We start from the raw sequence: 14,811 nt of genomic DNA on the forward strand, positions 1-14,811 counted from the left end.
ACCATGAGTCTCACGGATGATATTTTAATGCATTACGGTATGCCCAGAAGGTCTGGTCGTTATCCTTGGGGTTCGGGTGACAACCCTTATCAGCACAGCGGTGATTTTCTTTCCCGTGTAGAGGAACTGAAAAAGTCCAATTTCACCTTTACCGATAAAGATGGAAAAACTTACACAGGAGAAGTAGCCATTGCAAAATCTATGGGCTTGAGTACAACCCAATTTCGTACCCAGATGAGCCTTGCAAAGGATGAACGCCGTTCTGCTGATGTCGCTACGGCTAAGGCTCTTCGTGCTAAGGGTTATAGTTTGAATGAAATCGCTGATAAGATGGGCTTTGCTAACGATTCTTCGGTTCGCTCGCTTTTGAATGAGAGTTCCGAAGCTCGTATGAATCAGGCAAAGCAGACCGCTGAATTTCTGAAAAAACAGATTTCGGAAAAAGGCATGATCGATGTCGGAACCGGAGTCGAAAGAGAGCTTGGTATTTCGAAAGAGAAAATGAACCAGGCTCTTTATATTTTGGAAATGGAAGGCTATCCCATCTATGGCGGCGGTGTCCCTCAGGTAACAAACCCGGGTAAGCAAACAAACATCAAGGTTCTCTGCCCTCCAGGAACAGAGCATAAAGAGATTTATAATTTCGAGAATGTTCATTCTGTCAGAGACTATGTGTCTCATGATGACGGCGAGACATTCGACAAGTTTGTCTATCCTAAAAGTATGGATTCAAGCCGCTTGAAAATCCGTTATGCGGAAGATGGCGGTATTCAGAAAGATGGTGTCATTGAAATTCGTCGTGGTGTAGACGACTTATCTCTTGGCGATTCCCATTATGCGCAGGTTCGTATCCTGGTCGACGGCAATAGATATTTGAAAGGTATGGCTGTCTATTCTGATGATCTTCCTGATGGTGTGGACGTAATGTTCAATACCAATAAGAAAAAAGGCACCCCGACATCGGATGTTCTGAAGAAGGTCAAGGACGACCCTGACAATCCGTTCGGTTCACTTATCAAAGCCGGTGGGCAGAGCTATTACATCGATGCTGATGGCAAACGACAGCTTTCCCTTATCAATAAGCGTGCCGAAGAGGGCGACTGGGGTGAATGGGCGGATAAACTCCCATCCCAGTTTCTTTCTAAGCAGAGTTTGAGTCTGGTCAATAAACAGCTGAACTTGGCGGCATCTGATAAGATGGCTGAATTTGATGAAATCTGCTCACTGACAAATCCGACGGTTAAAAAATCATTACTGAAATCCTTTGCGGATGATTGTGACTCTGCTGCTGTGCACCTTCAGGCAGCTGCTCTTCCTCGTCAGAAATATCAGGTGATCCTACCTATCACTTCGATGAAAGACAATGAAGTGTATGCCCCGAATTACAAGAATGGTGAAACAGTAGCTCTGGTTCGTTACCCCCATGGCGGAACCTTTGAGATTCCTATCCTTACAGTGAATAACAAGCAGGCAGAGGCTCGTCGAATCCTTGGCAACACACCTAAAGATGCAATCGGTATTAACAGTAAGGTTGCGGAACGGCTTTCAGGTGCTGACTTTGATGGTGATACTGTCATGGTCATCCCCTGTAACTCTGGTAAAAGCAAGGTCAAGATTACTTCCACTCCTCCTCTGAAGGGACTTGAAGGATTTGACCCAAAATTGGAGTATGGTGGAAAACCGGCTGGCACTTTCAAGCCTATGAAGAACACACAGAAAGAGATGGGTGTCATTTCTAATCTGATTACCGATATGACTTTAAAGGGTGCCACGCAGGATGAGCTTGCAAGAGCCGTTCGCCATAGCATGGTAGTTATCGATGCCGAAAAACACAAGCTGGACTATAAGCAAAGTGAGATCGACAATGGCATCAGCTCTTTGAAAAAGAAGTATCAGGGCACGGTTGATGAAGACGGAAGATACCACGAGGGTGCTTCGACTCTGATTTCCCGTGCTAAATCGGAGACTTCTGTCACTAAGAGGCAAGGTAGTCCGAAAATCGATGAAAAGACAGGCGAATACATATGGAAAGATGTGGATGATCCTGTTTATGTCGATAAGCGAACTGGCAAGGTCAAAGAGCGTACTCAGCCCAGCACTAAGATGGCTGAGGCAAAGGATGCCTACACCCTGGTGTCCGAAGCTGATACCCCCGTGGAGCGTGCTTATGCTAACTATGCCAACAAAATGAAAGCCCTGGGCAACCAGGCTCGTCTTGAGATCCTCTCCACTGGGAAAGTACCCTACTCCGCCACTGCAAAAGAGACCTATCAAGCTGAGGTCGATTCTCTGAATGCTAAGCTCAATGTAGCTCTGAAGAATGCACCCAGAGAAAGGCAGGCTCAGACTATGGCTAATGCGGTAGTGGCTGCTAAAAAGCAGGACAATCCGGATATGACAAAGGGCGAGCTCAAGAAAGCAAGCCAGCAGGCGCTTACTCAGGCTCGTGCCTCTGTTGGTGCAAAGCGAGAGACCATCAAGATTACTGACCGTGAATGGGAAGCAATTCAAGCTGGCGCTATTAGCGAGAATAAGCTTACCCAAATCATCGACAATGTGGACATTGACAGTCTTAGACAGCGTGCAACACCGAGAGCGACAACAACTCTCAGCACTGCAAAGCAGAATAAGATCGCTTCAATGAATGCTTCTGGTTACAGCACATCGGAAATTGCTGAAGCTCTTGGTATTTCAACAAGCACAGTGTCTAATTACTTGAATTGAAAGGAGTGACTGGTATGAATGGTTCTTGTGCCCTTACCACATTTGACAACCCTTACAATCCATTTGAACAGTTCTCCGATTGGTTCCTGTTTGATGTAGAAAAGGGTTACAACACTTGCGCTTATCTCGATCGAATTGCTCACACTTCTGACCAATTCTCTGAAGAAGAGAACAATCAAGAGATTGAAAGAGCGATTGACGAGATCATTCGTTACGACTTCATGAACATTTACAAGAAAGTTAAGAGAACGAAAATAACAAAAGCAGACAAGGCTTGAGCTATAGGTTGAGGTCTAATGCTCTTTGAATAAAGTTTTTGTTTTCTTCTCTGAAAACATTTGAACTTGAAGCCAATACAAACAAATAATCACTTGATCTGCACTGCTGCCGCAGGGCTTAAGGACATGGGGAGGGGGTCTCCAAAATCGCACCCCCTACCTCATCGCGGCGGTCTTAAAAAAATCTCCGGAGGGATATTTTGGGAATGGGACTTACCCCCTCGGGTGCAGTATTTGAACGAGCTTACAGGGTTGAAGCATTTTCCATAAAGTGTGAACATCTCCTTTCATGTTTCTTTTCTCCTTTCGGTGATTGGTGGAAATTCAGCTCTGTAAGTTCTTTCAAATACTGCACCTATTCCCACCTAAAAGAGTATCAGTTTGGACAGAAAGTGCAGCACAAGTATGCGGATATGGCGGAACTGGCAGACGCAATAGACTCAGAATTTATTGGAGGTAACTCCGTGCAGGTTCAACTCCTGTTATCCGCACCAAATTTTTAAGAGAGGAGGCAGTGCTAATGCCCAAAGGTAAAGCTGCAAGCTCTTCCGACTCAAATAGCCCATTGAGACCACCGACATCTCTCGAAGCGCAAGAGAACTTAATGATTTCTTTGGCGGTTCAATGTGCTGAAAAGCAGCTCAGAGACGGAACTGCTTCTTCTCAGGTCATAACGCATTATTTGAAACTTGGTTCCAGTAAGGAACGAATCGAAAAGGAGATTCTGGAGAAGCAGAAAGAGCTTATCGAAGCGAAAACCAAGAATCTAAATTCCAATAGTGAAGCCAAAGAGTTGTACAACAAAGCTCTTGAAGCGTTTAGGAGATATTCAGGTGCAGGCGGTGATGACGATGAATATTAAAACTTATTCAGAGTTGATTACACTGCCGACATTTGAAGAACGGTTTTGTTATTTGAAACTCGATGGCTCTGTTGGGAAAGAGACTTTCGGTTTTAAGCGCTGGCTGAACCAAGAGTTCTATCATTCAGACAAGTGGTTAAGATTCAGAGATGAAATTATCATTCGTGATGAAGGTTGTGATCTCGGAGTACCGGGTTATGAAATCTTTGGCTCAATATTGATTCATCATCTGAACCCCATCACTTATGAAGACCTGTTGAATCAGAGTCCATGCGTCTTCGATCCGGAGAATGTAATATGCACCAAGTTGAATACGCATAATGCTATTCACTATGGTGATGAGAGTTTATTACTTCTCCCTCCAGTACAGCGCACACAAAATGATACATGCCCCTGGCGAAAATAATGAAAGGAGAAAATTTCAATGACAAAGGAAATCTATGAAAACTCTGTTCTTGATGATTCGGCTGAAGCCATCGAGGAACAGGAAACAGAGCTTTGCGAAGATGCGGCTCGGAATGTGATCGGTGTTGTTACTGATTGCCTGAAGCTGAACATTCGTGAAAAGCCGAGTAAGGATTCCAGAGTAGTAACGGTTGTGACATGCCTTGACGAATTGGAAATTGACATGGGCGATTCCAATGATGATTGGTACGCTGTCTGTACTGCTACCGGTATCGAAGGATTCTGCATGAAGAAATTTGTAGCCGTCAGGCAGTAAGGAGAAAACGATATGGACAGTATACTGACATCGATAAAAAAGCTGCTCGGAATTGCTGAAGAGTATGAGCACTTTGACCCGGACATCGTCATGTACATCAATTCGGCATTCTCGGTCTTGACGCAGCTCGGTGTTGGTCCTGAAGAAGGATTCCGTATCAAAGATGCAAGTAAGACCTGGTCTGAATTCCTGTACGATGATCCTCGTCTTGAATTTGTTAAAACCTTTATCTACCTGAAGGTGAGGCTGGCGTTCGACCCGCCGTTGAGTTCGGCAGTGATGGAAGCAATTAACCGGCAGATCAGCGAGCTTGAATGGCGAATCAATGTGACAGTCGACCCTGATTAAAAACGAGAGGAGGATTTCAAAATGGATAATACAGCACTTTCCCATCATGGCATCATTGGCATGAAATGGGGAGTCCGGCGCTATCAGAATAAAGATGGCACTCGTACCGCAGCCGGAAAGAAAAGAGAAAGTTCTTCTAAGTCTGATGCTCCTGCTCATGAGGACTATAGTAAAGCTCATAGCAGTAAGAGCGTTAAGTCTATGAGTGATGCAGAACTCCGTAACCGATTGAACCGTCTTCAGATGGAGAAACAGTACAGTCAGTTGTCCTCGACTGATGTGAATCGCGGAAAGGAATATGTATCGAAAACCCTGAAAGTCGCCGGTACAATTGCAACCGCTACTTCGACCGCCTTAACTATTTACAATAACTATGGCAAGATCAAAGAAATTGTAAACGGTATGGCTAAGAAGGCTGGCTAAGGAGGTACTTATGGCATTATCAAACACTGCCGTTCCCAAGTATTATGGCATGTTTCGTGATGCCGTAATTCGAGGGGAGATTCCGGTTTGTAAAGAGATCTCCATGGAGATGAACCGTATCGATGATCTCATCGCTAATCCGGGTGTGTACTATGATGACCAAGCTGTTGAGGGATGGATCGCTTATTGCGAGTCCGAACTTACTCTAACAGATGGCTCTGACCTTAGCCTATTGGATAGCTTCAAACTTTGGGGTGAACAGATCTTTGGCTGGTACTATTTTGTTGAGCGAAGCGTGTATCAGCCGAATCCAGATGGTCATGGTGGGCATTATGTTCGCAAGAATGTGAAAAAAAGGTTGATTAACAAGCAGTATTTGATCGTTGCACGAGGCGCTGCTAAGTCAATGTACGGCTCCACTCTGCAAGGTTATTTTCTGAATGTTGATACCTCTACTACTCATCAGATCACAACGGCCCCAACAATGAAGCAAGCGGAGGAGGTCATGTCCCCTCTTCGCACTGCTATCACTCGTTCGAGAGGACCGCTGTTTCAGTTCCTGACAGAAGGCTCTTTACAAAACACAACCGGTTCCAAAGCGAACCGCACAAAGTTAGCCTCTACAAAAAAGGGCGTTGAAAACTTCCTTACGGGTTCGCTTCTTGAGGTCAGGCCAATGAGCATCAATAAACTCCAGGGTCTACAAATCAAGGTCGCAACCGTTGATGAGTGGCTTTCCGGAGACATTCGAGAGGATGTTATCGGTGCAATTGAGCAGGGCGCATCCAAGGTGAACGACTACATCATTGTTGCAATCAGCTCGGAAGGTACGGTTCGTAACGGAAGCGGCGACACCATCAAAATGGAGTTGATGGACATCCTTAAAGGCGACTACATCAACCCCCACGTTTCGATTTGGTGGTACAAGCTTGATTCCATTGATGAAGTCGGAGACCCGGAAATGTGGCTCAAGGCTAATCCGAATCTCGGAAAAACTGTAAGTTATGAAACTTACCAGTTGGATGTGGAAAGAGCTGAAAAAGCCCCTGCTGCCCGAAACGATATTCTGGCAAAGAGATTTGGACTGCCTATGGAGGGTTACACCTATTACTTCACTTATGAAGAAACTCTTCCGCATCGAAAGAGGGACTTCTGGCAGATGCCCTGTTCGCTCGGTGCAGACTTATCGCAGGGCGATGACTTCTGTGCATTTACATTCTTGTTCCCTCTGCCAAACGGTTCTTTTGGTATCAAGACACGAAACTATATTACCTCTACAACTTTAATGAAGCTGCCTGCTGCTATGAGGATCAAGTACGATCAATTTATGGCGGAGGGCAGCTTAATTGTTTTAGAGGGTGCGGTCCTCAACATGATGGATGTATATGAAGACTTGGACAACCACATTCAGGAGTGCGGATACGATGTTCGGTGCCTTGGGTTCGACCCTTATAATGCAAAAGAATTTGTAGCGAGATGGGAATCTGAAAACGGTCCGTTTGGAATTGAGAAAGTTATTCAGGGAGCTAAAACCGAATCGGTTCCGCTTGGAGAGCTGAAAAAGCTTTCTGAAGAAAGAATGCTTATCTTTGATGAGGACCTCATGACCTTTGCTATGGGTAACTGCATTACCCTTGAAGATACAAACGGAAACCGTAAGCTTTTGAAGAAGCGATATGAGCAGAAAATCGATGCTGTTGCGGCAATGATGGATGCTTATATTGCTTATAAACTCAATCGAGATGCATTTGAATAAGGAGGTGGTCAAGTTGGATGAGATGTACCATCACGGTATTCTCGGTCAGAAATGGGGCGTTCGCCGTTTCCAGAACAAAGACGGAACTTTGACCGCCGCAGGTCAAAAGCGTTTGGAAAAGAAAGACGCAAAGTGGGCTCATAGAAATCACGACAAAATCGTATCTAAAGCCCGCAAAGATGTTTCCAAAGAACTCGATCAGTATGCCAATCAACTATTGAAAGATCCTTCTTCTGTGACATCGAAAGGTAAGATCAGTTCTTCGGCTATCAATTCCTATAATCGGAAAATGGCTGAGCTGATGAATGAGTCTGTTAAAAATGTTACCGCACCTTCGGGGCGTGTCGTTCAATTCGTTGCAAAACGAGGAGAAGTTGGCGTGCATATGGCTTTGGCCGACAGAGGCTATGATATGCAGCAGCTGAAGAATGGCATCTGGGCTTCCGGCCGGGTTGCCTACAAGAAGAAAAATGTTGATATGGTTTAAGGAGGTGATGATTCAAAATGGAGATGTCTTTTGGTTCCAGACTGAAACATGCTTGGAATGCATTTACCGGTAATATTCAAATGAACTACCGGGATTTAGGTATGGGGTATTCATATCGAGCTGACAGACCAAGAATGTCCAGAGGCAATGAAAGATCAATCGTTACATCGGTTTATAACCGAATTGCGCTTGATGTCGCGGCTCTGAATGTTCAGCATGTCCGTCTGGATGAAAATGGGCGTTTTCTTTCGGTCATCGATGACGGATTGAATAATTGCCTCACTTTGGAAGCGAATATCGATCAGACAGCACGATCGTTCATTCAGGATGTAGTGGTCTCTATGTTTGATGAAGGAAGCGTCGCAATTGTTCCGGTCGATACAACGACTGATCCTAATGTGTCCGGTTCGTATGACATTCAGTCTCTGCGTGTCGGACAGATTTTAGACTGGTATCCGCAGTATATTCGTGCCCGTGTGTACAATGAACAAACGGGCAGAAAAGAAGATATTGTGGTGCCGAAAAGTGCAGTGGCTATCATTGAGAACCCGCTGTACGCAGTTATCAATGAGCCAAATTCTACTATGCAGCGGCTCATTCGTAAACTTAACCTACTTGATGTCATTGATGAGCAAAGCGGATCTGGAAAACTCGATTTGATTATTCAGCTTCCTTATGTAATCAAGACAGAAGCAAGGCGTCAACAGGCCGAAAATCGGCGTAAAGATATAGAAAACCAGTTGTCAGGTTCAAAGTATGGTATTGCTTACACTGACGGTACTGAGCATATCACACAGTTGAATCGTTCCGTGAACAACAACCTGATGTCCCAGATTGAATACTTGACGAGTATGCTATACAGCCAGTTGGGAATCACTCAGAGCATTTTGGATGGAACCGCGGACGAGAAGACAATGCTGAACTATAACAACCGGACAATCGAGCCGATCATTTCCGCTATTGTTGATGAGATGAAACGAAAGTTTCTGACCAAAACTGCCCGATCACAACACCAGTCAATTTCATTCTTCAGAGACCCGTTCAAACTGGTTCCTGTCAATGATATTGCTGAAATTGCTGACAAGTTTACAAGAAATGAAATCATGACTTCGAATGAAATTCGTCAGGTAGTCGGTATGAAACCCTCTGAGGACCCGAGAGCAGATGAACTTAGAAATAAGAACCTGAGTGCGCCATCCGGTTCCGATCAGCAGTCGGAAGAAATGCCTATTACTGAAGTTAATTCAGCTGAAGAGTCAGCAAGTGATTTGGACGACAAAATCTCTAAGCAAAAATCGAAAAAGTAAGGAGGAATTTCAAAATGAGTAGACCTTTTTCGGTTGAGGCTTGTGATTTCAGCGGCTGGGCAACCCGAAACGACCTTAAGTGTTCCGATGGACGAGTGATTCGTCGGGACGCCTTTAAGAATAATGACGGCATTAAAGTCCCTCTGGTCTGGAATCATCAGCACAACAGTCCTCGTGATGTTCTTGGTCATGCATGGCTTGAGAACCGTGAGGAGGGTGTTTACACCTATGGCTTCCTCAATGACACCGCTGATGGTGAAATTGCGAAAGTCCTTATCAAGCATGGTGACATCTGTGCTCTGTCCATTTACGCCAATCAGCTTCAGCAGGCTGGCCCTGATGTACTGCATGGTTGCATTTGCGAAGTGAGTCTGGTGCATAAGGGTGCTAACCCCGGTGCATTTATCGATTCTATGTTGAAGCATGGCGAAATGTCCGACGATGAAGCTATCATCTATACCGGAATGCCTCTCTGTCTTTCTCATTCTGCGGAGTCTAAGGATGAACCGAAGGAAGAGGAAAAGAAGAAGGATTCCAAAGAGGACAAGCCTGCTGAAGACAAGGAAGAGAAGAAGGATGATGAGGAGACGATTGCTGATGTGATCGATTCCATGTCCGAGAAACAGCAGAATGTCATGTATGCACTTATTGCACAGGCTCTCGAAGGCGAACCCGAAAAGGAATCCAAGGATGATTCCGACAACAAATCTAAATCCAATAAGGAGGATAAAACAATGAAACACAATGTCTTTGACAACGATCAGCAGAAGAAGACCGAGGTTCTGTCTCATGCTGACCAGGCAAGCATCATTTCTATGGCTAAGTCCAACAGTGTCGGCAGTCTTCGTACTGCTATGGACATTTATGCAGAGCAGAATCCTGACAGCGTTCTGGCTCATGGTATCGACGGTATTGAAACCCTGTTCCCTGAGTACAAGGATGTCCGTCCGGGTGCTCCCGAACTGCTTACCACTGACCAGGGTTGGGTGAATGAGGTTCTGAAGAAGGTTCATAAGAGCCCTATTTCCCGTATCCGTACTCGTCAGGCTGACCTGCGTAACATTGAGGCTCTTCGCGCTAAGGGTTACAAGAAGGGTGCCCAGAAGGGTTATGTCGGCAACATTCAGCTGCTCCACAGAACGACTGATCCTCAGACCGTGTATGTAAAGAGTAAGCTTGACCGTGACGACATCATCGATATTCAGGACTTTGATGTTGTGCAGTATCTGTATGGCATTGACCGTATGAACCTGAACGAGGAACTGGCTACGGCTATCATGATCGGCGACGGTCGCGAGGTTGGTGCTGATGGTAAGATCGCTGAGGATAAGATCCGCCCGATCTGGCTGGATGACGAGCTGTATACCATTCATGCTGATGTCGACATTGCCGGCATGAAGACTACGCTCCAGGGCACCAATACTTCCGCCAATTTTGGCGAGAATTACATCTATGCGGAAGCTGTGATCCAGTCTCTGCTGTATGCTCGTGAGAAGTACAAGGGCTCCGGCACTCCCGACTTCTACTGCACGCCCCATCTGGTCAATGTCATGCTGCTTGCCCGTGACCTGAATGGTCGTCGCATTTATGACAAGGTCAGTGATCTGGCTGCTGCTCTGAATGTTGGTCAGATCATCACTGCCGAACAGTTCGAGGGCAAGACTCGTACTACCACGGACAGCAAGACCAAGAAGCTTCTGGGACTGATGGTCAACCTAGCTGATTACTCCCTTGGTGCTACCAAGGGTGGCGAAATCACTCACTTCACTGATTTCGATATCGACTTCAACCAGGAAAAGAGCCTGCTGGAGACTCGTTGCTCCGGCGCCAATACTCGCGTCATGTCCGCCATTGCTCTGGAAGAGGATGTCACTGCCACTATTGGCGGCTAAATTCAGCGAGGAGTGAAAATTCAAAATGGCTAAATTTTATGGAGTAATTGGCTACGCTGTAACAGAAGAGACTAAGCCGGGTGTTTGGACGGAGAAGATCGTTGAGCGTATGTACTATGGTGATTTAACCCGTAACACCCGTAGGCTTCAGTCTGCGGAACAACTCAACGACAACATCAATGTTGCGAATGAGATCAGTATCGTAGCCGATCCATTTGCCAATGAGAATTTTCATTCGATGAGGTATGTTGAGTTTATGGGTGCTAAATGGAAAGTTACAAGTGTTGAAGTTCAGTACCCAAGACTTATACTGGCTATAGGAGGTGTATACAATGGCGAGCAGGCTTGATCTGCAAACTTTTCTGGAAGAACTTTTGAAAAGTAAAAATGTGTATTTTCAACCTCCTGAGTCAGTGAAAATGAAATACCCCGCTATCGTTTATGCACTCGATGATATCGAAAACGTGCACGCCGATAACGGGGTTTATTCATCTCACAGACACTATTCCGTCACTGTCATTGACTCTGACCCGGATAGTGAACTTGTCGGTAAGGTGGTTTCTATACCTACCTGCCGATTTGAACGACATTATCCAAGCGAGAACCTGAATCACTGGAATTTCTCGCTCTATTTCTAATAAGGAGGAATATCTTTATGCCTAAAATTATTTGGGATAAAACTGGTGAGCGCCTGTACGAAACTGGCTGTGACCATGGCGTTCTCTATCCGATGCAGATCGGCGGCGTTTATAACAAGGGTGTTGCATGGAATGGTCTGACTGCCGTTACCGAGAGCCCTTCCGGTGCTGAGGCTTCCCCTATTTACGCCGACAACATCAAGTATGTGAACCTGGTTTCCAACGAGGAGTTCGGTGCCACTGTCGAGGCGTATATGTACCCCGATGAGTTTGCCGAGTGCGATGGCTCTGTCGAGATCATGCCCGGTATGTATGCCGGTCAGCAGTCCCGTAAGACTTTTGGTTTGTCGTATCGTACTATTCTGGGTAATGATACCGACCTGAACGATTATGGTTATAAGCTGCATCTGGTTTACGGCTGTCTGGCAGCGCCTTCCGAGAAAGGTTACAGCACCGTCAATGACAGTCCTGAGGCAGCTACTCTGTCCTGGGAGATCAGCACCACGCCTGTCTCCATCAACAAGCTGGTCAATGGTAAGAAGCTGAAGCCGACTGCCACCCTGACCTTTGACTCCACTAAGTTTAGTGCCGAGTTCATGACTCAGCTGGAAGAGATCCTGTACGGTAAGGACCCGACCACCGATGGCGGTAACGATGGTGTTGAACCTCGTCTGCCTCTGCCTGATGAGATTATCGAACTGTTCGATAAGACTTTGAATCCGCAGGGCTAATCTGTAAAAATTATGGAGCCGTATTCAGGTAAGCTGGCGGCTCCAACTTTTTTAATTTGAAAGGAGAAAATTTCAATGACTAAGGAAACTATCACTTATACTGATCTGAATGGTGTTCAGAGAACTGAAGATTTTTACTTCGACCTGTCCAAGCCTGAAATCGTAAAGATGCAGGCGAGCGCCAAGGGCGGCTACGATGTTCAGCTCAAGAGTATCGCTGCCAGTCCGAATGGGGCTCTTATTATGGAGTTCTTCGAGAACTTTATTAAGACCGCCTATGGTGAGAAGAGCGATGACGGCAGACGCTTCATGAAGTCTGAGGAAATTTCCAGAGGCTTTATGGAAACTCCTGCTTATGAGGTGCTGTTCGAGAAGCTTGTCACCGATGCTGGTGCTGCATCCGAATTTGTCAACCGTGTGATGCGCGCCAACGGCAATAAGCAGGCTGCACCCATTGCATCCAATTAAAGAAAACTCGGAGGACTAAGGAATGCTGAAAATTACTGTTCCGGCTGCCGAGTTTTGGGATGAAATCCATGAGGAATTTGTCTACAAGAAGGAGCAGACTTTACAGTTGGAGCATTCCTTAGTCTCTCTTTCAAAATGGGAAAGCAAATGGAACAAGGCATTTCTCGGAAAACAAGAAAAAACCGATGAGGAAATTCTTGATTATGTACGATGTATGACCTTGACCCAAAATGTCGATCCCGAAGTATATACTCGGCTGTCTGCTGAAAACTACGCCGCTATCAATGCATATATCGAAGCGCCTATGACCGCTACTTGCCTTATTGAGGACAAGCAGGCCAGAGGACACAAAGAAACGGTTACATCGGAGCTTATTTACTACTGGATGATTTCTTATAACATCCCTGTAGAGTTCCAAAAATGGCATTTGAACAGACTGTTAACCCTTATACGGGTATGTAATGTCAAGAACTCACCGCCTAAGCGAAGAAGTAAGCGTGAAATGTGGAATCGGAATGCAGCCATTAACGCTGCCAATCGAAAACGCTTTGGTTCTAAGGGGTGATCGAATGAACAGACGATGCCGAAAATGCATGTTAAGGCGAGTTTGCCATAAGAAACAGCCTTATAATAACTGGCTAAAACTTTTACCAAAAAAGCAGTAGCAATTATTCTGGTGGTTTCGCTGATTGATTTGCAACTGTCTTATGTACTTGCATTTATGGGGCAAGTACAAATTGCGGAATCGCTTTCCAGCACAATAGCGTCGACCGTTGTCGGGGTTATGCTTGGCTACTTCTTCAAAGCCCTTTTCGAAACATTCTTCGAAAAGCGTGAAGAACGACTCAAGCAGGAAAGCGAACCAGAAGAAAATACGAATTATGAGGAGGTTTAGTTATGCCTATCAGTTTTTTGACTACAGCACTGTTAATCGTATCCGTTATCACGAATCTGACAGTGGAGGGCATTAAGAAACTGCTTGACGGAACGAAGGTCAAGTATTCTTCTAATGTTCTTGCGGCAGTTCTGTCCGTCCTGATCGCCTGTGCTGTTAGCGTGATTTACCTTATCATGACCGACACGGTCTTTACTATGAAGATTGGGGTTGAGATCGTCGTTCTGATGTATCTGGGCTTCCTGATCTCTACGGTCGGTTATGACAAGGTCATTCAGATGCTGAAACAGATTCAGAGCGTGAAGGAGGAAACGAAAAATGAGTAACAGCCCTTTGGTATCCTATACCAAGTTAAGTCCTAATCATTCCGGGCAGAGAACCCATGCAGTCGATCGTATCACACCTCATTGCGTAGTCGGTCAGTGCTCTGTAGAGACTCTGGGTAATATTTTTGCTCCGACTTCCCGACAGGCTTCCTGTCAGTATGGTATCGGCGTGGATGGTAGAGTGGGTATGTATGTGGAAGAAAAGAACCGTTCCTGGTGTTCTTCCTCTAATGCAAATGACCAGCGTGCGATCACAATCGAGTGTGCCAGCGATGCCACACATCCTTATGCATTCAACGATACTGTATATGCGAAACTGATCGAGCTTTGCATAGACATTTGCAAGCGTTACGGAAAAACCAAGCTGCTCTGGTTCGGCGATAAGACTAAGACTCTGAACTACGAGCCGGCTTCCAATGAAATGGTTCTGACCGTACATCGTTGGTTTGCCAACAAGAGTTGCCCTGGTGATTGGATGTATGCTCGAATGGGAGATCTTGCATCCAAAGTTACGGCTAAGCTTGGGGGCTCTGCTGGCGGAACTGAGAAGCCTGCCGATAATCAGGCACTTTATCGAGTGCAGACAGGAGCCTTTAGCAATAAGACGAATGCAGATGCAATGCTTCAGAAGGTGAAAGCTGCTGGTTTTGATACTTACATGGTTAAGGTCGATAATCTTTACAAGATTCAGGTCGGCGCATTCAGTAAGAAAGCAAATGCTGACGCTATGGCTGCAAAGCTGAAAGCTGCTGGTTTTGACACCTATATAACAACCAAAAGTGGGACGGCAGTCTCTGCATCTTCTGCGAAGAAAAGCACTGACCAGATCGCCCGTGAAGTAATTCAGGGTCTGTGGGGTAACGGTGCGGACAGGACTAATCGTCTGAAGGCGGCTGGTTACGATCCTTCCGTAATACAGAATCGGGTTAATCAGCTTCTTAAATAAGGAGGTCCG

At 45.7% G+C, this 14,811-nt stretch carries 19 protein-coding genes and 1 tRNA gene; all 20 read left to right on the plus strand.

From position 1 onward, the window contains the following. Positions 1-3 precede the first annotated feature (3 nt). Positions 4-2,724, plus strand: coding sequence for a LuxR C-terminal-related transcriptional regulator (locus DXB00_RS00610; RefSeq protein ID WP_119214374.1), 2,721 nt, complete (start codon positions 4-6; stop codon positions 2,722-2,724). 14 nt (positions 2,725-2,738) lie between these two features. After that, positions 2,739-3,002 (plus strand): hypothetical protein, encoded by a 264-nt coding sequence (locus DXB00_RS00615; RefSeq protein WP_119214375.1) that lies wholly within the window; start codon positions 2,739-2,741, stop codon positions 3,000-3,002. A 407-nt stretch (positions 3,003-3,409) separates the two neighbouring features. Next, positions 3,410-3,496 (plus strand) — tRNA-Leu (locus DXB00_RS00620). A 26-nt stretch (positions 3,497-3,522) separates the two neighbouring features. After that, complete coding sequence (locus tag DXB00_RS00625) at positions 3,523-3,864, plus strand: hypothetical protein (protein WP_009325087.1); 342 nt, start codon at positions 3,523-3,525, stop codon at positions 3,862-3,864. Next, the gene (locus tag DXB00_RS00630) at positions 3,836-4,270 is read left to right on the plus strand and encodes a hypothetical protein (RefSeq protein ID WP_243107113.1); all 435 of its coding nucleotides are present in this window, start codon (positions 3,836-3,838) and stop codon (positions 4,268-4,270) included. The genes DXB00_RS00625 and DXB00_RS00630 overlap by 29 nt, the downstream gene beginning before the upstream one ends. A gap of 18 nt (positions 4,271-4,288) precedes the next feature. Beyond that, positions 4,289-4,585 (plus strand): SH3 domain-containing protein, encoded by a 297-nt coding sequence (locus DXB00_RS00635; RefSeq protein WP_119214377.1) that lies wholly within the window; start codon positions 4,289-4,291, stop codon positions 4,583-4,585. A 12-nt stretch (positions 4,586-4,597) separates the two neighbouring features. After that, positions 4,598-4,933, plus strand: coding sequence for a phage head-tail connector protein (locus DXB00_RS00640; RefSeq protein WP_119214378.1), 336 nt, complete (start codon positions 4,598-4,600; stop codon positions 4,931-4,933). A 21-nt stretch (positions 4,934-4,954) separates the two neighbouring features. Continuing rightward, the gene (locus tag DXB00_RS00645) at positions 4,955-5,356 is read left to right on the plus strand and encodes a DUF7211 domain-containing protein (RefSeq protein WP_119214379.1); all 402 of its coding nucleotides are present in this window, start codon (positions 4,955-4,957) and stop codon (positions 5,354-5,356) included. A 10-nt stretch (positions 5,357-5,366) separates the two neighbouring features. After that, on the plus strand, positions 5,367-7,112 hold the full coding sequence (locus tag DXB00_RS00650) for a terminase TerL endonuclease subunit (RefSeq protein WP_119214380.1): 1,746 nt from the start codon (positions 5,367-5,369) through the stop codon (positions 7,110-7,112). A 22-nt stretch (positions 7,113-7,134) separates the two neighbouring features. Continuing rightward, on the plus strand, positions 7,135-7,599 hold the full coding sequence (locus tag DXB00_RS00655) for a hypothetical protein (protein WP_243107128.1): 465 nt from the start codon (positions 7,135-7,137) through the stop codon (positions 7,597-7,599). Positions 7,600-7,616: 17 nt separating this feature from the next. After that, positions 7,617-8,906 (plus strand): phage portal protein, encoded by a 1,290-nt coding sequence (locus DXB00_RS00660; RefSeq protein ID WP_119214382.1) that lies wholly within the window; start codon positions 7,617-7,619, stop codon positions 8,904-8,906. Positions 8,907-8,920: 14 nt separating this feature from the next. Then, the gene (locus DXB00_RS00665) at positions 8,921-10,798 is read left to right on the plus strand and encodes a caudovirus prohead protease (RefSeq protein WP_119214383.1); all 1,878 of its coding nucleotides are present in this window, start codon (positions 8,921-8,923) and stop codon (positions 10,796-10,798) included. Positions 10,799-10,823: 25 nt separating this feature from the next. Continuing rightward, a complete protein-coding gene (locus tag DXB00_RS00670; protein ID WP_119214384.1) occupies positions 10,824-11,147 on the plus strand; it encodes a DUF7253 family protein in 324 nt (107 codons plus the stop codon). Then, a complete protein-coding gene (locus DXB00_RS00675) occupies positions 11,131-11,436 on the plus strand; it encodes a hypothetical protein (RefSeq protein ID WP_119214385.1) in 306 nt (101 codons plus the stop codon). Before DXB00_RS00670 ends, DXB00_RS00675 begins: the two co-directional genes overlap by 17 nt. Before the next feature lie 17 nt (positions 11,437-11,453). Next, on the plus strand, positions 11,454-12,167 hold the full coding sequence (locus DXB00_RS00680; protein WP_119214386.1) for a hypothetical protein: 714 nt from the start codon (positions 11,454-11,456) through the stop codon (positions 12,165-12,167). Between the two features lie 75 nt (positions 12,168-12,242). After that, on the plus strand, positions 12,243-12,635 hold the full coding sequence (locus tag DXB00_RS00685) for a hypothetical protein (protein WP_119214387.1): 393 nt from the start codon (positions 12,243-12,245) through the stop codon (positions 12,633-12,635). A gap of 22 nt (positions 12,636-12,657) precedes the next feature. Continuing rightward, positions 12,658-13,200 (plus strand): hypothetical protein, encoded by a 543-nt coding sequence (locus DXB00_RS00690; RefSeq protein WP_119214388.1) that lies wholly within the window; start codon positions 12,658-12,660, stop codon positions 13,198-13,200. Positions 13,201-13,311: 111 nt separating this feature from the next. Next, complete coding sequence (locus DXB00_RS00695; RefSeq protein WP_243107114.1) at positions 13,312-13,530, plus strand: hypothetical protein; 219 nt, start codon at positions 13,312-13,314, stop codon at positions 13,528-13,530. 2 nt (positions 13,531-13,532) lie between these two features. Next, positions 13,533-13,856, plus strand: a complete 324-nt coding sequence (locus DXB00_RS00700; RefSeq protein ID WP_119214389.1) for a hypothetical protein — start codon at positions 13,533-13,535, stop codon at positions 13,854-13,856. Further along, entirely contained in the window at positions 13,849-14,802 is a 954-nt protein-coding gene (locus DXB00_RS00705) for an SPOR domain-containing protein (protein WP_119214390.1), read from the plus strand. The genes DXB00_RS00700 and DXB00_RS00705 overlap by 8 nt, the downstream gene beginning before the upstream one ends. The last annotated feature ends 9 nt before the right edge of the window (positions 14,803-14,811 follow it).

The organism is Butyricicoccus sp. OF10-2 (genome assembly GCF_003481925.1).
In the GTDB taxonomy this organism is placed as follows: Bacteria; Bacillota; Clostridia; order Oscillospirales; family Butyricicoccaceae; genus Agathobaculum; species Agathobaculum butyriciproducens.